General features: G+C 44.0%; 13 protein-coding genes and 1 pseudogene. 8 read left to right on the plus strand and 6 right to left on the minus strand.

Going from position 1 to position 17,731, the window contains the following annotated elements:
• Positions 1-75: 75 nt before the first annotated feature.
• From JHD69_RS08765 to JHD69_RS08795, 7 genes and pseudogenes are all read left to right on the plus strand, one after another.
• Positions 76-468, plus strand: a pseudogene (locus JHD69_RS08765) (50S ribosomal protein L1); the annotation flags it as partial.
• A gap of 2 nt (positions 469-470) precedes the next feature.
• Entirely contained in the window at positions 471-992 is a 522-nt protein-coding gene (gene rplJ, locus JHD69_RS08770) for a 50S ribosomal protein L10 (RefSeq protein WP_199139407.1), read from the plus strand.
• Between the two features lie 64 nt (positions 993-1,056).
• Positions 1,057-1,437: a 50S ribosomal protein L7/L12 gene (gene rplL / locus JHD69_RS08775; protein WP_199139409.1), complete on the plus strand. Its 381-nt coding sequence runs from the start codon at positions 1,057-1,059 to the stop codon at positions 1,435-1,437.
• A gap of 156 nt (positions 1,438-1,593) precedes the next feature.
• Positions 1,594-5,397 carry a DNA-directed RNA polymerase subunit beta gene (rpoB, locus tag JHD69_RS08780; RefSeq protein ID WP_199139411.1) on the plus strand — a complete coding sequence of 1,268 codons (3,804 nt, stop codon included), beginning with the start codon at positions 1,594-1,596 and terminating at the stop codon, positions 5,395-5,397.
• Between the two features lie 87 nt (positions 5,398-5,484).
• Positions 5,485-9,771 carry a DNA-directed RNA polymerase subunit beta' gene (gene rpoC, locus JHD69_RS08785; protein WP_199139413.1) on the plus strand — a complete coding sequence of 1,429 codons (4,287 nt, stop codon included), beginning with the start codon at positions 5,485-5,487 and terminating at the stop codon, positions 9,769-9,771.
• Between the two features lie 113 nt (positions 9,772-9,884).
• Complete coding sequence (locus JHD69_RS08790; protein WP_199139415.1) at positions 9,885-10,646, plus strand: hypothetical protein; 762 nt, start codon at positions 9,885-9,887, stop codon at positions 10,644-10,646.
• Between the two features lie 128 nt (positions 10,647-10,774).
• Positions 10,775-11,089 carry a DUF3467 domain-containing protein gene (locus tag JHD69_RS08795; RefSeq protein ID WP_199139417.1) on the plus strand — a complete coding sequence of 105 codons (315 nt, stop codon included), beginning with the start codon at positions 10,775-10,777 and terminating at the stop codon, positions 11,087-11,089.
• A 29-nt stretch (positions 11,090-11,118) separates the two neighbouring features.
• On the opposite strand, the gene miaA is transcribed toward JHD69_RS08795, so the two are convergent.
• Both miaA and JHD69_RS08805 read right to left on the minus strand, forming a co-directional pair.
• Positions 11,119-12,036: a tRNA (adenosine(37)-N6)-dimethylallyltransferase MiaA gene (miaA, locus tag JHD69_RS08800; protein ID WP_233165799.1), complete on the minus strand. Its 918-nt coding sequence runs from the start codon at positions 12,034-12,036 to the stop codon at positions 11,119-11,121.
• A gap of 70 nt (positions 12,037-12,106) precedes the next feature.
• On the minus strand, positions 12,107-12,757 hold the full coding sequence (locus JHD69_RS08805) for an IS1096 element passenger TnpR family protein (protein ID WP_199139419.1): 651 nt from the start codon (positions 12,755-12,757) through the stop codon (positions 12,107-12,109).
• Between the two features lie 187 nt (positions 12,758-12,944).
• On the opposite strand from JHD69_RS08805, the gene JHD69_RS08810 reads away from it, so the two are divergent.
• On the plus strand, positions 12,945-13,664 hold the full coding sequence (locus JHD69_RS08810; protein WP_199139421.1) for a hypothetical protein: 720 nt from the start codon (positions 12,945-12,947) through the stop codon (positions 13,662-13,664).
• Positions 13,665-13,716: 52 nt separating this feature from the next.
• Here the strand turns inward: JHD69_RS08810 and JHD69_RS08815 are convergent, their stop codons facing one another.
• The 4 genes from JHD69_RS08815 to JHD69_RS08830 all read right to left on the minus strand — a co-directional run bounded on the left by JHD69_RS08815 (position 13,717) and on the right by JHD69_RS08830 (position 17,677).
• The gene (locus tag JHD69_RS08815) at positions 13,717-15,126 is read right to left on the minus strand and encodes a CCA tRNA nucleotidyltransferase (RefSeq protein WP_199139423.1); all 1,410 of its coding nucleotides are present in this window, start codon (positions 15,124-15,126) and stop codon (positions 13,717-13,719) included.
• A 91-nt stretch (positions 15,127-15,217) separates the two neighbouring features.
• Positions 15,218-15,784 (minus strand): L-threonylcarbamoyladenylate synthase, encoded by a 567-nt coding sequence (locus JHD69_RS08820; protein WP_199139425.1) that lies wholly within the window; start codon positions 15,782-15,784, stop codon positions 15,218-15,220.
• Positions 15,777-16,556, minus strand: coding sequence for a DUF5672 family protein (locus tag JHD69_RS08825; protein ID WP_199139427.1), 780 nt, complete (start codon positions 16,554-16,556; stop codon positions 15,777-15,779). Before JHD69_RS08825 ends, JHD69_RS08820 begins: the two co-directional genes overlap by 8 nt.
• On the minus strand, positions 16,553-17,677 hold the full coding sequence (locus JHD69_RS08830; protein ID WP_199139429.1) for a glycosyltransferase family 4 protein: 1,125 nt from the start codon (positions 17,675-17,677) through the stop codon (positions 16,553-16,555). The genes JHD69_RS08825 and JHD69_RS08830 overlap by 4 nt, the downstream gene beginning before the upstream one ends.
• Positions 17,678-17,731: the final 54 nt, after the last annotated feature.

Raw genomic sequence — 17,731 nt, forward strand, 5'->3', positions numbered from 1 at the left:
CCCCCCCCCCCCCCCCCCCCCCCCCCCCCCCCCCCCCCCCCCCCCCCCCCCCTTTTTAGATGTGTATAAGAGACAGAGATTGAAGGTGGTTGGACAGATGTTGACATTATTATCACTACTCCTGCTTGTATGGCAAAAGTAGGTAAACTGGGCCGTGTTTTAGGTCCACGTAACCTGATGCCAAACCCTAAGTCGGGTACAGTAACCAACGAAGTTGGTAAAGCTGTTACTGATGTAAAAGGCGGTAAGATTGATTTTAAAGTTGACAAAACTGGTATCATCCATGCTTCGATAGGAAAAGTATCATTCTCAGCAGAGAAAATATATGAAAATGCGTTAGAAGTACTTCAAACCATTTCAAAATTAAAGCCTTCTGCTGCAAAAGGAACTTATTTTAAAAGCATTCACGTGTCTTCTACAATGAGTCCTGGAATTGCAATCGAAACTAAATCAGTAGCGGGGATCTAATTATGAACAGAGAAGAAAAACAAGAAGTAGTTTTAGCTCTTCAAGAGAAAATGCAGGAGTTTGGCAATTTTTACATTGCTGATACCTCAAGCTTATCTGTTGAAAATGTAAATAACATCCGTCGCAAATGTTTCGAGAACGGTATCGAAATGAAAGTTGCCAAGAATACTTTGATCAAAATTGCGATCGAAGGATTGGAAGGCGATGCATCTGAGATATTCCCGGCATTAAAAGGCCAGTCGGCCTTGTTGTTCTCAAAAGTAGGTAATGGTCCAGCTAAGCTGATCAAAGCCTTGAGAAAAACATCTGACAAGCCAGTGCTTAAAGCAGCTTACATCGAGTCGGCGATTTATGTTGGCGATAACCAATTGGATTCACTAATCACCATCAAGTCGAGAGAAGAATTGATCGGAGATATCGTTGGTCTATTGCAATCACCAGCTAAAAACGTAATCTCGGCATTGAAATCGAGCGGAGGCAAACTTGCAGGTATAGTTAAAACACTACAAGAAAGAGAAGGTTAACGAAGTCCTTTAGAAAATCGTTATAAATTAAAATCATTAAGTAAAATTTTTAAAAATCTATAAAATGGCAGATTTAAAAGCGTTTGCTGAGCAATTAGTAAACTTAACAGTTAAAGAAGTTAATGAGTTAGCTCAAATCTTAAAAGACGAGTATGGTATTGAGCCTGCAGCAGCAGCTGTAGCTATTGCTGGTCCTGCAGCTGGTGGTTCTGATGCTCCTGCAGCTGAAGAGAAAACATCATTTGATGTAATCTTGAAAGATGCTGGTGGTCAAAAATTAGCAGTTGTTAAATTGGTAAAAGACCTAACTGGCCTAGGCTTGAAAGAAGCTAAAGACCTAGTTGACGGTGCACCTAAAGAATTGAAAGCTGGTGTTGCTAAAGACGAGGCTGAAGCTTTGAAAAAACAATTAGAAGAAGCTGGAGCTACAGTTGAGATTAAGTAATCACTTAATTTCAATAAACCTTTAAGAAAAGACTCCGACTATTAAGTCGGAGTCTATTCCTGTTTATGAACATTGCATCTTGTTTGGTTGGTGCAGGTGTTCCCGAAAGCAAACCAAACTAATAGTTTATTCTTAAACTAAATTAAATTTAGTCCCTTGGCAAATAAAGTCGACCAAAGAGTAAATTTTGCACGTAGTAAGCATATCATAGATTATCCAGATTTTCTGGATGTGCAGTTGCAATCATTTAAAGAATTTTTTCAGATCGAAACTACTTCAGACAACCGTCACACCGAAGGTTTGTTTAAGGTATTCGCTGAGAATTTCCCGATTACAGATTCAAGGAACATCTTTGTTCTTGAATTCTTAGATTATTTTATTGACCCGCCGCGTTATGACATTCCAGAATGTATTGATCGTGGGTTAACTTACAGTGTTCCGTTGAAGGCAAAGCTGAAGCTTTCTTGTAACGATGCAGAACACGAGGATTTTGAAACCATCATTCAGGACGTATACCTGGGAACCATTCCTTATATGACTCCCAAAGGTACCTTCGTGATCAATGGTGCCGAGCGCGTTATCGTATCTCAGCTCCACAGGTCGCCAGGTGTGTTCTTCGGCCAAAGCCGCCACACCAACGGTACCAAGTTGTACTCTGCCCGTGTGATTCCTTTCAAAGGTTCTTGGATCGAGTTCGCTACAGACGTTAACAACGTGATGTACGCCTATATCGACCGTAAGAAAAAGTTCCCGGTAACCACCTTGTTGCGTGCCATCGGTTACGATTCTGATAAAGACATCTTGGAGCTTTTCGATTTAGCTGACGAAGTAAAAGTGAGCAAATCTGGCTTGAAGAAATTTATCGGGCGTAAATTGGCAGCAAGGGTTTTAAGAAAATGGGTTGAAGATTTCGTAGACGAGGATACAGGTGAGGTGGTTTCGATTGACCGTAACGAAGTGATCTTAGACAGGGATACCGTTTTAGAAGACGACCATATCGATATGATCATTGATGCAGGCGTAAAAACCATTATCTTGTCAAAAGACGATGGTGCCTCTCAAGCCGATTATACCATTATATATAATACCTTACAAAAAGATACTTCAAACTCTGAAAAAGAGGCTGTGGAGAACATCTATCGTGCTTTGCGTAACGCAGAACCACCTGATGAGGAAACAGCAAGAGGTATCATCGAACGTTTGTTCTTCTCGGATAAACGTTATGACCTGGGCGATGTAGGCAGATACCGCATCAACCGCAAGCTGAAAATGGATACGCCTGATGACGTTAAGGTTTTAACCAAAGACGACATCATTGCGATTGTTAAGTATTTGATCAAATTAATCAACTCTAAAGAAGAGGTGGATGATATCGATCACTTGTCTAACCGTCGTGTACGTACCGTAGGTGAGCAATTGTACGCACAGTTTGGTGTAGGTTTGGCCCGTATGGCCAGAACGATCCGCGAGCGTATGAACATCCGCGACAACGAGGTGTTTACACCAACAGACTTGATCAATGCCCGTACTTTATCGTCGGTGATCAACTCGTTCTTTGGTACCAACCAGCTTTCGCAGTTCATGGACCAAACCAATCCTTTGGCAGAGATTACGCACAAACGTCGTCTGTCGGCCTTAGGTCCAGGCGGTCTATCCCGCGAACGTGCAGGTTTCGAGGTTCGTGACGTTCACTATACGCACTACGGTCGTTTGTGTACCATCGAAACACCAGAGGGACCAAACATCGGTTTGATTTCGTCTTTGTGTGTTCACGCCAAAATCAACAACCTGGGTTTCATCGAAACGCCTTACAAAAAAGTAGTTGAAGGTGTGGTAGCAGTTGACGAAGACGTAATTTACCTGTCGGCAGAAGACGAAGACGGTAAAACCATTGCACAGGCCAACGCCGAGTATGATGATAAAGGTAACTTTACCACCCCTCGCGTTAAAGCCCGTTACGAAGGTGACTTCCCGATTATCGAGCCTGAGAAATTAGACTTGATGGACATTGCACCAAACCAGATTACCTCGATTGCGGCATCGTTGATTCCTTTCTTGGAGCACGATGATGCGAACAGGGCTTTGATGGGATCGAACATGCAGCGCCAAGCGGTGCCATTGTTGCGTCCTGAAGCGCCAATTGTAGGTACAGGATTGGAAGGCCGCGTAGCACGCGACTCGAGAACCCTGATCAATGCAGAGGGCGAGGGTGTGGTTGAATATGTAGATGCCAACGAAATCACCATCAAATATGTAAGAAACGAGTCAGATCGTTTGGTTTCATTTGAAGGCGATAGCAAAACATATAGACTAACCAAGTTCAAAAAAACCAACCAAAATACTTGTATCAACTTGAAGCCGATTGTTAAAAAAGGCCAGAAAGTAACCAAAGGTCAAGTGCTTTGCGAAGGTTATGCCACCGAAAACGGCGAATTGGCCTTGGGAAGAAACTTGAAAGTAGCTTTCATGCCTTGGCAAGGATATAACTTTGAGGATGCGATCGTAATCAACGAGCGTATTGTGAGAGACGATATCTTTACCTCATTGCATATCGAAGAGTTTGAATTGGAGGTACGCGATACCAAACGTGGAGAAGAGGAATTGACACCAGATATCCCTAACGTATCGGAAGAAGCGACCAAAGATCTAGACGAAAACGGTATTATCCGTATCGGTGCCGAAGTGAAAGAAGGCGATATCCTAATTGGTAAAATTACGCCAAAAGGAGAGTCTGATCCTTCGCCAGAAGAGAAATTGCTTCGCGCCATTTTCGGCGATAAAGCCGGCGACGTGAAAGATGCTTCGTTAAAAACACCACCTTCGATCAAAGGTGTGGTAATTGATACCAAATTGTTCTCAAGAGCTAAGAAAACCACTAAAGCAGAGGAAAAATCAGCCATTGAGAAACTAGATAAGAAATACAATTTAGCTGTAGAGAACCTTAAAAACGAGTTAGTTGACAAGTTGTTCCAAATTGTAAACGGCAAAACATCGCAAGGTGTATTCAACGTATACAAAGAACTATTGGTAGCTAAAGGTGCTAAGTTTACCCAAAAGATTTTGGCCGACCTAGAGTATGCGCACATCAATCCATACAAATGGACTACTGATGACGACAAAAATGACCAGATCAAAATGTTGTTGCATAACTACGGCATCCGCGTAAACGAAGAATTAGGTGCTTATAAACGCGACAAATTTGCAGTAAGCGTGGGCGATGAGCTCCCTTCGGGAATTGTTCAGATGGCGAAAGTTTATGTAGCTAAAAAACGTAAATTAAAAGTAGGTGATAAGATGGCAGGCCGTCACGGTAACAAGGGTATTGTGGCCCGTATCGTACGCGACGAGGATATGCCATTCTTAGACGACGGAACACCGGTTGATATCGTGTTGAACCCACTGGGCGTACCTTCACGTATGAACTTGGGCCAGATCTACGAAACCGTATTGGCCTGGGCCGGTAAAGAATTGGGCGTTAAATTTGCAACCCCAATCTTCGATGGTGCCAAGCACGATGAGGTAGAAGAGTGGATTGCCAAAGCAGGCATTCCGGCTTCGGGTAGAACTTACTTGAACAATGGTTTAACAGGCGAGAAATTCGATCAGCCGACTACAGTAGGTATCATCTATATGCTCAAACTGGGTCACATGGTTGATGATAAGATGCACGCACGTTCTATCGGACCATACTCCTTGATTACGCAACAGCCATTGGGTGGTAAAGCCCAGTTCGGTGGTCAGCGTTTTGGTGAGATGGAGGTTTGGGCACTAGAGGCATTTGGTGCCGCTAATATCCTTCAAGAAATCCTGACTGTGAAGTCTGATGATGTAATTGGAAGGGCCAAAACTTACGAAGCCATTGTTAAAGGCGAAAACCTGCCAACGCCTGGCGTACCAGAATCGTTCAACGTATTGGTACACGAGCTTCGCGGCTTAGGTTTGGATATTACGTTAGACTAATAGAATGAAAGAATGAGTGAATGAGTGAATGGCGTCTGTTATTTACTCATTCAATCACTCAATCCTTCAATCATTAAAGAAAGAAATATGTCTTACAAAAAGGATAATAAATTAAAAAGCAATTTCACCTCGATTACCATTAGCTTGGCATCGCCCGAGAATATCTTGGAGCGCTCAAGTGGTGAGGTGTTAAAACCTGAGACCATTAACTACCGTACCTACAAGCCTGAACGCGATGGTTTGTTTTGCGAGCGTATTTTTGGTCCGGTAAAAGATTACGAATGCCACTGTGGCAAGTACAAACGTATCCGTTATAAAGGTATTGTTTGCGACCGTTGCGGCGTTGAGGTAACCGAGAAAAAAGTGCGTAGAGAGCGTATGGGCCACATCAATTTGGTGGTTCCTGTAGCGCATATCTGGTATTTCCGCTCATTGCCTAACAAAATCGGATACCTTTTAGGTTTGCCAACCAAAAGACTGGACTTGATCATTTACTACGAGCGTTATGTAGTAATCCAAGCAGGTTTAATGGCTGAGCAAGGCATCCAGTACATGGATTTCCTAACCGAAGAAGAGTATTTGGACATCTTGGACAAGCTGCCTAAAGAAAACCAATACCTTGACGATAAAGACCCTAATAAATTCGTTGCCAAAATGGGTGCCGAAGCCTTAGAAGACTTATTGAAACGTATTGACTTAGATACTTTGTCTTACGATTTGCGTCACCAGGCGGCTAATGAAACTTCGCAGCAACGTAAAAACGAGGCTTTAAAACGTCTTCAAGTTGTAGAAGCTTTCCGTGGTTCGCAAACCCGTATCGAGAACAACCCGGAGTGGATGATCATCAAGATCGTTCCGGTTATTCCGCCAGAGTTGCGTCCGTTGGTGCCATTAGAAGGTGGCCGTTTCGCTACTTCAGATTTGAACGATTTGTATCGTCGTGTAATTATCCGTAACAACCGTTTAAAACGTTTGATCGAGATCAAAGCACCTGAGGTAATCTTGCGTAACGAAAAACGTATGTTGCAGGAAGCTGTAGATTCGTTGTTCGATAACTCGCGTAAGGTTAATGCGGTTAAAACCGAAGGTAACCGTGCCTTGAAATCGCTTTCAGACATCTTGAAAGGTAAACAAGGTCGTTTCCGTCAGAACTTATTGGGTAAACGTGTAGATTACTCTGCCCGTTCGGTAATTGTTGTAGGTCCAAACCTTAAATTACACGAATGCGGTTTGCCAAAAGATATGGCTGCTGAATTATTCAAACCGTTCATTATTCGCAAGATGATTGAAAGAGGTGTGGTTAAAACAGTAAAATCAGCCAAGAAAATCGTAGATAGAAAAGATCCATTGGTATGGGATATCCTCGAAAACGTATTGAAAGGACACCCGGTATTGCTTAACCGTGCACCTACGTTGCACAGATTGGGTATCCAGTCTTTCCAGCCTAAATTGGTTGAAGGTAAAGCGATCCAATTGCACCCGTTAGTTTGTACCGCCTTCAACGCGGATTTTGACGGTGACCAGATGGCAGTTCACTTACCGTTGGGTAATGCTGCAATTTTGGAAGCCCAAGTACTCATGTTAGCGGCGCACAACATCTTGAACCCTGCAAACGGTACACCGATTACAGTACCTTCGCAAGATATGGTTTTGGGTCTTTATTACATTACTAAAGGCCGTAGAACCGATGCTTCACGTGTAGTGAAGGGCCAAGATTCGTCATTCTATTCTCCAGAAGAGGTAATTATTGCCTACAACGAGAAAAAAGTTGATTTGCACGCTTTTATCAAGGTAAAAGTGAACGTAAAACAAGAGGATGGCACCATCGTTAACAAATTAACAGAAACTACGGTTGGTAGGGTATTGTTTAACCAATTGGTACCAGAAGAAGTAGGTTATATCAACGAACTATTAACCAAGAAATCTTTAAGGGATATCATTGGTGAAGTAGTAAAAATGACTGGTATGGCCCGTTCGGCCAGGTTCTTGGATGACATCAAAGAACTAGGTTTCCAAATGGCATTTAGAGGCGGTTTATCGTTCAACTTACAAGACGTAAACATTCCTGTAGAGAAACATGCGCTATTGGAACAAGCCGCTGCCGAAGTTGAAGAGGTAAGAAACAACTATAACATGGGTTTCATTACCAACAACGAACGCTACAACCAAATTATCGATATCTGGACCCGTATCAACAACCGTTTAACTACGTTTGTAATGACGCAGCTGGCCAACGATAACCAAGGTTTCAACTCTGTTTATATGATGCTTGACTCTGGAGCCCGTGGTTCTAAAGAGCAGATCCGTCAGTTGGCAGGGATGAGGGGATTGATGGCGAAACCACAAAAATCAGGTTCTGGTGGCGAGATTATCGAAAACCCGATCCTTTCAAACTTTAAAGAAGGTTTATCTGTATTAGAGTACTTTATCTCTACCCACGGTGCCCGTAAAGGTTTGGCGGATACGGCCTTGAAAACAGCTGATGCGGGTTACCTGACCCGTCGTTTGCACGATGTTGCCCAAGATATGATCGTTAACGCAGTTGACTGCGGTACGTTGAGAGGGATGTATACTACAGCCTTGAAAGACAACGAGGATATTGTGGAACCATTATATGAAAGAATTTTGGGCCGTACTTCGCTGCACGATGTATTTAACCCGCTAAACGGCGAGTTATTGGTTGGTGCTGGCGAAGATATCAACGAAGACGTTGCGAAAGCAATCGAAGAGTCTCCGTTAGAAGGCATCGAAATCCGTTCGGTATTAACCTGCGAAAACAAACGCGGTGTTTGTGCCCTTTGCTATGGCCGTAACTTGGCTTCTGGCAAACGTGTTCAAACCGGCGAGGCTGTAGGTGTAATTGCCGCACAGTCGATCGGTGAGCCGGGTACACAGTTAACACTTCGTACTTTCCACGTGGGTGGTACCGCATCTAACATTGCGGCCGAATCTCAACTCAATGCCAAATTTGATGGCGTAATCGAGTTCGAGAACCTACGTACGGTAGAAACGGTAACAGAAGATGGTAAAATCGATATCGTGTTGGGCCGTTCGGGCGAGTTCAAAATCGTAGAACCAGGTACCAATAAAGTAATTGTGAGCAATAACATTCCTTACGGTGCATTCTTGTACGTAAAAGAAGGCGATACCATTGCCAAAGGCGACAAGATCTGCTCATGGGATCCATATAACGCGGTAATTATCTCTGAATTTGCAGGTAAGATCGAGTTCGAAGCCATCGTTGAGGGGGTAACCTTCCGTGAAGAGTCTGACGAGCAAACCGGTCACCGCGAGAAAGTAATTATCGATACCCGCGATAAAACCAAAAACCCTTCCATCCGTGTGGTTGACAAAAAAGGCGATTTGGTAAGAGCTTACAACATTCCGGTAGGTGCACACATTTCGGTTGACGAAGGCGAAGGAATCCAACCAGGTCAAATCTTGGCAAAAATCCCTCGTGCTACTGGTAAAACCCGAGATATTACGGGTGGTTTGCCACGTGTAACCGAGTTGTTCGAAGCACGTAACCCATCTAACCCTGCGGTAGTAACCGAGATTGATGGTGTGGTAACCTTAGGTGGCGTGAAACGTGGTAACCGCGAGATTACCATCGAATCGAAAGATGGAGAAGTTAAAAAATACCTGGTGCCACTATCAAAACACATTTTGGTACAGGATAACGACTTCGTGAAAGCAGGTATGCCATTATCTGACGGATCGATTTCTCCAGCTGATATTCTAGCCATCAAAGGACCGGCAGCGGTACAGGAATACCTGGTAAATGGTATCCAAGAGGTTTACCGTTTGCAAGGGGTGAAAATCAACGATAAGCACTTTGAGGTTATCGTACACCAAATGATGCAGAAAGTACACATTGAAGATCCAGGAGATACCCGTTTCTTAGAAAACGACTCGGTAGACCGTTGGGACTTCATGGAAGAGAACGACGAAATCTACGACAAAAAAGTAGTGGTAGAAGCCGGCGACTCGACTGCAGTAAAACCAGGCCAGATCATTTCATTGCGTAAGCTAAGAGACGAAAACTCTCAATTGAAACGCAAAGACATGAAACAAGTTGAAGTGCGCGATGCCAAACCGGCAACCGCAAGTTCAATCCTGCAAGGTATTACCCGTGCATCGTTGGGAACCAAATCGTTTATCTCTGCGGCATCGTTCCAGGAAACTACTAAAGTACTGAATGAAGCGGCTATCGCAGGTAAACGCGATAACATGCTAGGCTTGAAAGAAAACGTAATTGTTGGTCACTTGATCCCTTCAGGTACTGGCGTACGTGGCTACGAGCGTATCATTGTAGGTTCGCAAGAAGAATACGATAAATTGTTGGCTTCGAAACAAGAAGAAGTAGAAGCTTAATCAATTCGCATATTTCTAATCAAAGTCCCTCCCCAACCGGAGGGACTTTTTTGTTTGGCGCTCGGTTAAACAGCAAGTTTTTTGGCTATATTTGGCTCAAAATCTAACCAATTATGCGCCTCTTATACCCGAAGCTTCTGCCTTTTCTTTTGTTGCTGACCTTGGTTTCCTGTAACAAAAAAGATCCGAAACCCGAAGAACAGGCTAATAAAAAACTAACTAAAATCATAAACGTAGATCTGACAACCGGAGCAGAAACAACGCTATGGGAGTTTACCTACAACCCAAACAACCAAATAAGTACTGCGGTAGGTGGCGATGGCCGATTTGTATTGACCTACGATGCAGGTGGTAGGTTATCGGGGATAGCAAAAACTTACAACTTTGACAATATTACATCAACGTTCAGTTTTGAATATGATGGGCAGGGAAGAAGAACCAGGCAGACCGAAGTTATGAAATACGGCAATGCGCCAAATGTGGTGACCAATGTAAATACTTTTGAGTACGACAACAATAACAGGAGAACCAAGTGGGTCCGCAATTCTACAACATTTGAGTATGTATGGAGCGGAGAAAATGTAACAGAGTTAAAAATGAATGAAAGTGGTGTGCGAACTTACGTCTACCAGAATCCTCTATACGATAATAAACACAATCAATTTTACGACCGTGCCGATGAATTGGAAACGATTGGATTTTTATTTGCAAGGTGCAAGAACAATTCTTTGGGAGAAACGACCATAAATCCAGATGGCTCAACAAGCACGTCCACGATTGCCAGAAACTATAATTCTTTAGGCTATCCTACAGAAGCAACTTTTTCAAGTGCTGGAAAGGTAACTTCAAAAATCAAATACTACTACGCACCCTAACTGAAATTCGAGTATTGAATGAGATAGGCTTGTTAATGAAAAGTTGAGAAGGGTTTTATCTAATAAATCGTTTATTCAATTGTTAAAATAATTGCTTGTAAGCTCGTGCAAACTATTAGCTTTGTTTTATGGAAGAGCAACAAAACGAAAATCAACTGAACATAGAGCTTTCTGAAGAAATTGCAGAAGGTATTTTTTCTAACCTGGCCATCATTACCCACTCTAACACCGAGTTTGTATTGGATTTTATCCGTGTAATGCCAGGCGTGCCAAAGGCAAAAGTAAAATCGAGGATTATCCTTACCCCAGAGCATACCAAAAGGCTGCTACAGGCCATGCAGGATAACGTTGAGAAATTCGAAGCCATTAATGGCCGTATCAAGACCCAAGAAGAGCCTCCGGGCTTTCCGATGAACTTTGGCGGGCCTACGGCGCAGGCTTAATCAGGTTGGCTAATTGGTGTGTTTGCCAATTAGCTGATTTTTCCCTCTATAAAAGAAATTATTCTTTCTAGTTCATCAGGCTCAAACCAGGTCGTGTCTTCGTCGCGCCTGAACCAGGTCAATTGACGTTTGGCAAACCTGCGTGTGTTTTGCTTGATCATGGCTACAGCCTGCTCCAAATCTGTTTTGCCATCTAGGTAGTCGAACAGTTCCGAATAGCCTACCGTGTTGAGGGCGTTGTACTGGCGATAGGGAACTAGGCTTTTGACTTCTTCCAACAAGCCGGCCTGCATCATCAAATCAACCCGATGGTTGATGCGCTCATACAATAAGGCCCGGTCAGTGTTTAAGCCTATTTTGATAATGTTAAATGGTCTTTGCTTTTTAGTGGCGGTGAGCATCGAACTGAGCTTTTTTCCGGTAGAGAGCACCACTTCCAAACCCCTGATCATGCGTTGCGGATTTGATTGGTCTACCTTTTCATAATATTCGGGATCGAGCTTCTGCAATTGCTTTCTGATGGGCTCGATGCCTTCGTTGGCAAATTGCTGGTTCAGTTGTGTGCGAATAGCTAAATCGATTTCCGGCATTTCGTCTAGGCCCTTGCAAATGGCATCGATGTATAGTCCTGAGCCCCCAACCATAATCAGCTGGTCGTGTTTTTGGAAAAGTGTTTCCATTAAGCGGAGCGCTTCTGTTTCAAAATCGCCGGTGCTGAAAAGCGTGCTTACCGAATGCGAATCGATAAAATGATGGGGTGCTTCGGCCAGTTCCTCTATGGAAGGCTTGGCCGTGCCGATATGCATTTCCCTAAAAAACTGCCGCGAATCAGCCGAAATGATTTCGATTTGGTAATGCTTGGCCAATTGAATGGCCAAGGCGGTTTTACCTATGGCAGTTGGCCCTACTACAACAATTAAGGTCTTTTGTGGCATGGGCTTGTTCATTTTGGGTTTTAGGATTACGGTCTTCGATTGGCATGAAGGTGCCCCAAATCAAAGAATTAACCAAATTTGGTTAATAATCGTCTTTATCGCTGTGGCCGTAGTCGTCTTCGTAATCGTCGCCACTAGAGAACTCGTCGTTTTCATCTTCGCTCTCCTCTTCTTCTTCGTCAACTTCCTCGGCGTTGATGCCTCTGCCCCCCATGGCTTCCAGTTCTTCGGCATCTTCGGGCACAAAATCCATTTCGTTCAAAAAGTCGAAGTCGCCAGAAGATGTACTGCTGGCCGCAAAGCTTCCAACATTGGTCTTATCAATAATTTTAGGCGCTTCTCCGATGCTCTTAACCAAGAAGGGATATTCGATGTTTGGATCGTTTTCCAAAATGATCTTGATCAGCTCCACATGGAAATCGTAAGGGCGCTCGAAATTGTAAATGTAATAGAACTTTTGGTGCGGATCATCGATAAAGCTGCTCAGTTTAGAGTTTTCCATCAATTTAACGCCATTGTCTATTTTGCGCTGGTTAGGCAGGATGGCAATTTCCTCTCCCTTAATCCAGTTGTCGGTACTTACGTAAAAAGAAGATGATTTATCGGCGTTATAACCTGTAGAGCGGTGGATTGCCCTATGCAAATCTTCAAAAGTTTGAGTGGTTTTAATGTCGATTTCTCTTACGATGTCGTCAAAATCCTCAAAAGAAATTCTAAATCTATAAATTGCCATTGCGCTGTTCTGTTTCTGGCTGTAAAATTAAGAAATAAAAAATAATTTTAAGAGCGTACTTCTACCTAGGTTTGGCCAAATAGATTAAAATCGAACTTTTTCTTACAACTATTTTAATTTTTGGCACAACTGTACTTGCTTTCTTCGGTAAGAATATTTATACTTGGTTACACACAAATACACACAAATGAAAAATCTACAATTCAAAAAAAGGCATTTACTGATGCCTTATGCAAGGACCCTCATGGCCTTGCTGCTGATGGGCTGGCTTTTGCCGGCGAGTGCGCAGGTTTCGGTCGACAGGAACGAAATAGACTACTACAATAACGTTTTCGCTATCCTGAATGGAAGGTTTAAGACGGTTGGCCATACCGATATCACCTATTACACCGGCGATTTTTACCCTGAAATCAAAGGCAAGATCAAATCTATCGGCGATACCGAGATCACTTACTATACCGGCGACTTCTATCCCGAAATAAAGGGAAAGGTTAAATCTGTTGGTCCTACCGAGATTACCTATTATACCGGCGATTTTTATCCTGAAATTAAGGGCAGGCTCAAATCAATCGGCAAAACAGCAATTGTTTATTACACCGGCGATTTCTATCCGGAGCTGAAGGGCCGCCTCAAATCGATCGGCAAAACCGAAGTAACTTATTATACCGGCGATTTCTATCCGGAAATCAAAGGCAGATTGAAATCTGTGGGCAATATTGCCATCAGCTATTATACGGGCGATTTTTATCCCGAGATCAAGGGCAAGCTGAAATCCGTTGGCCAAGCCGAAATTACCTACTATACCGGCGATTTTTATCCAGAACTGAAAGGAAAGGTAAAATCGGTTAGCGGCAATTTTCCAGAAGGCATTTTATTCCTTTTCCCCGACCTGGGCCTGATGAATTAAAGACGCTGAAAAGGCCTGGACTTAGATCCGGGTCTTTTTGTTTGCAGGTAGTTTATGGTTTGACCACTTGGACCAAGCCTAATTCCTTGGCTTTTTCGAGCATAAAATGAAATGCTTCTTCGTAGCTGTTTTTGATTTCGCCTTCTAGAATGGCTTCCCTGATGGCATTTTTGAGCAGGCCCACTTCGCGACCGGCAGCCAAACCAAAGGTTTCCATAATGTCGTTGCCCGAAATTGGCGGCTGCCAATTACGCAGTTGATCGCGCTCTTCAACATCTTTTAGCTTTTGCTTAACCAGCTCGAAGTTGTTGCGGTATTTCTTGATTTTGTATTCGTTCTTGGTGGTTACATCGGCATTGCACAACAACATGAGGCTTTCTATTTCTTCGCCGGCTTCGAAAAGCAACCGCCTAACGGCCGAATCGGTTACTTTTTCCTGTGCCAGTACAATCGGGCGCAGGTGCAGCTGTACCAGTTTCTGCACAAACTTCATCTTTTCGTTGAGTGGCAGTTTAAGCTGTGCAAATATTTGGGGCACCATACGGGCACCTTTGTCTTCGTGGCCATGAAAAGTCCAGCCGTGGCCTTCTTCGAAGCGCTTGGTGGCTGGTTTGGCAATGTCGTGCAAAATGGCGGCCCAGCGTAGCCATAAGTCGTCGGAAGTTTCGCAAATATTGTCGAGTACCTGCAAAGTGTGGTAAAAATTGTCTTTATGGCCTTTGCCTCTAATGATTTCTACGCCATATAGATTGGCCATTTGCGGAAAAATGAGGTGCAAGAGACCGGTATCGAACAAATAATTAAAGCCAATAGAAGGTTGTTTGGCTAAGATGATCTTATTCAGTTCGTCGGTTATCCGCTCTTTAGAAACAATGCTGATTCTTTCTTTTTGGCTTTTGATGGCCTGTATGGCGGTTTCGTCTATGCTAAAACCTAATTGCGTAGCAAAACGGATGGCCCGCATCATGCGCAATGGATCGTCTGAAAAAGTAATTTCAGGATCGAGAGGGGTGCGGATCAGCTTGTGCTCCAGATCGGCCAGGCCAGCAAAAGGATCAACCAAGCTGCCATAAGTTGCTGGATTGAGGGAAATGGCCAAAGCGTTGATGGTAAAATCCCTGCGCAATTGGTCGTCTTCCAAAGTGCCGTTCTCTACGATGGGCTTGCGCGAATTGGCCCGATAGGATTCTTTCCTGGCGCCTACAAATTCGATTTCCAAATCGTTGTATTTGAGCATGGCGGTACCGAAGTTCTTAAAAACGGCTACTTTGGTACCCAGGTGCAGCCCCACTTTTTCGGCAAACTCGATGCCATTGCCGAGCACCACAATGTCGATGTCTTTGGATGGACGGTTTAAGAACAAGTCGCGAACAAAACCGCCAATAACATAAGCTTCTGTTTGGGTTTGCGCCACGGTTTGCGCCAATACCTTGAATATGGGATTTTGTAGGTGCTCTTGCATATCAAAACGAATTCGTCGGCTAGACTGATAAACAGCTTGAGAAAACCCAATATTGGTTAGGCGACGTAATCCGGCTACAAAAGTAATAAAATTACTTTCTTATCAATTCATATTGGCCCGATGGACCTAATTTTATAATGGTTGAAGGTTTTTTAACGGTGCGGTCGTCCTGGTCAATGTCTACAATCAGGTCTACTGCCGCTTTCACTTCTTCGCTGATCTGGTCGAAGAACTGTGGCGAGGGCTGGCCGCTGATATTGGCCGAAGTAGAAACAATCGGTTTGCGGAAACGCTGGAGCAGCTGTTCGCAGAATTCGTTCTTCACCACCCTAATGCCTACAGAACCATCGGCGTTGATTACATTCTTGGCTAAGTTCTTGGCACCTGAAAAGATGATGGTCAGCGGGTTTTCGGCATACTCAATGAGCTGGTAAGCCACGTCTGGAATTTCATTTACATAGCTCGGCAGCTTGTTGTCGGTATCTAAAAGCACAATAAGGCTTTTGTCGGCCGACCGGCCTTTGATGTCGTATATTTTGGCTACGGCGGCTTCGTTGGTAGCATCGCAGCCCAAACCCCAAATGGTATCTGTTGGGTAAAGGATTACGCCGCCTTCTTTGAGCACGGCCAAAGCCTTGTTGATTTCTTCTTTAAGCATGTGCATTCATTTCTGGGATAAATTTACGCCAAAATTCTGGATTATGCTTGAGTGGCGCATGGCAACCGAAAGGCAGGGTTTGCCCAAGCTGTCGATAGGCTATTTCGGGATGGAACTCTACCGCAAAATGCATGGCTTCCTGCCAGTCGGGAATACGGAAGCCGGTTTTGATTTTCGGCGCTTCCAGCGACCAGAATATATCTTCGTTAAAAGCGTCGCCTTCGGTGTGGGTGTAAGGTTTGAGCACAGCCGCATCAACTTGGTCTAATACCTGCAAAGCGGCCTGCACCTTACGCAGCGACAAGCCTCCGTTGCCTACCTTATTGTAGCGTTGGCCATAAAGCTTATTCTTTTTAAACACCAGTTTAAGTTGCTGCCAAAAGTTAAACAAGCCGTTTCTGTTCAATTTGTCGGGCCTGAACCAGGGTGCGCCTATATAATCGTAGTTTTTTTCGCACCATAGCTTGAGTTCGTCCTTAAAAAGATAGACATCTGCCTGGTGGATCAGGATATAATCGAACAAAGCAAAGGCCTTGTAAAAAGCCTTGGAAAGTAACAGCTGATTGTAGCCGCTAATGCCTTCAAAGAAATGTTTGGCAAAACGCTTCACTTCCAGTTGTTGCAGTTGCCCGTAAGCCTCGTCTATCTGCAGGCCCTCTGGGGCGACAATAACCTGTTTATGGCCTTGGGTTAGCCTCAAGCCGTTTTCCAAAAATGCCAATTCTAACGAACTGGGCACTTGATACAGCGGAAAAACAACTACACAGCTCATGGGGCAAGGGTTTTAAGGTAACAGTTCATCAATTGTTCGTTTACGATATCGTTGTTAAAACGCTGTACGTACTGCAGGCCTTTGGTTTTCATGTCGGCCTGTAGTTTTTCATCGGCCAGCACTTGATTAATGGCTTTGGCCAAGGCATTTACATCGTCTGGCGATACATATTTGCTGAACGGGCCACCGGCTTCTTCCAGGCAAGAGCCTGTAGCGGCTATGACGGGTACCTGACTGTAAAGCGCTTCGATAATCGGGATGCCAAAGCCCTCGTAATAAGAAGGCAATACAAACAGGCTCGCCAACCGATAAATAGCTGGTAAATGGCTAAAAGGCACGTTTTTTAAGAAAATTATCCGCTCGGTTAATCCAAGCTTGCTTATTTCCTGTTCTACCAATTTGGCGTAAGCCGTTGGCCGGCCAATGACAACGAGCTTGTAAATTGGGTTAACTGTTGGCAGGGCGCGAACCAATTGCAACAGGTTTTTGCGGCCTTCGATGGTTCCTACGTTCAAGATGTACTTTTCGGGTAGCTGATAGGTTTGCGTAACCTCCGCTTTAAGGTCGTCATTTACCGCTACCTTAAAACTGTCGTCGCAGCTTTGGTAAACTACGTCTATCCGGTTAGGGCTGATCTGGTAAAGCTCAACAATGTCCTGTTTGGTTTTCTCGCTGATGGCAATAATACGGTTGGCATGTTTACAGGCATATTGGCTTTTAAACCTGTAAAGCTGCCGGTCTATAAGCTTGTAGTATTGGGGCAGGCGCAAAAAAATCAGGTCGTGCATGGTTACAATGCTTTTGATGCCTGTTTTTGGTAGGCCAAAGGGGATTTCGTGGCTGAGGCCATGAAAAAGATCAAGCTGGTCTTTTACCAATTGTTCTTTGATGCCCAAACTGCGCCAGAACAACCTGGAACTCCCTTTTTGGGGTAATTCCAAATGGACGTTGCTGCTCGAAAACAAAGGCAGCTTGTGCAGTTTCTCCTTGATTTTTGGCGTATAGACAAAATATTGGTTTTCAGGAAACTGCTGCGCCAAATGTTCAATTAGCGAACGGCTATAATTGCCGAGGCCGGTTTGGTTATTGGCTGCCCGTTTGCCATCGTATCCAATTCTCATTCGATTGTTGTAGCGTTTAAAGGCTGAAAAGTTGGAACGTTACCCTGCTCAACC

It is taken from the genome of Pedobacter sp. ASV12 (genome assembly GCF_016429155.1).
GTDB lineage: Bacteria > Bacteroidota > Bacteroidia > Sphingobacteriales > Sphingobacteriaceae > Pedobacter.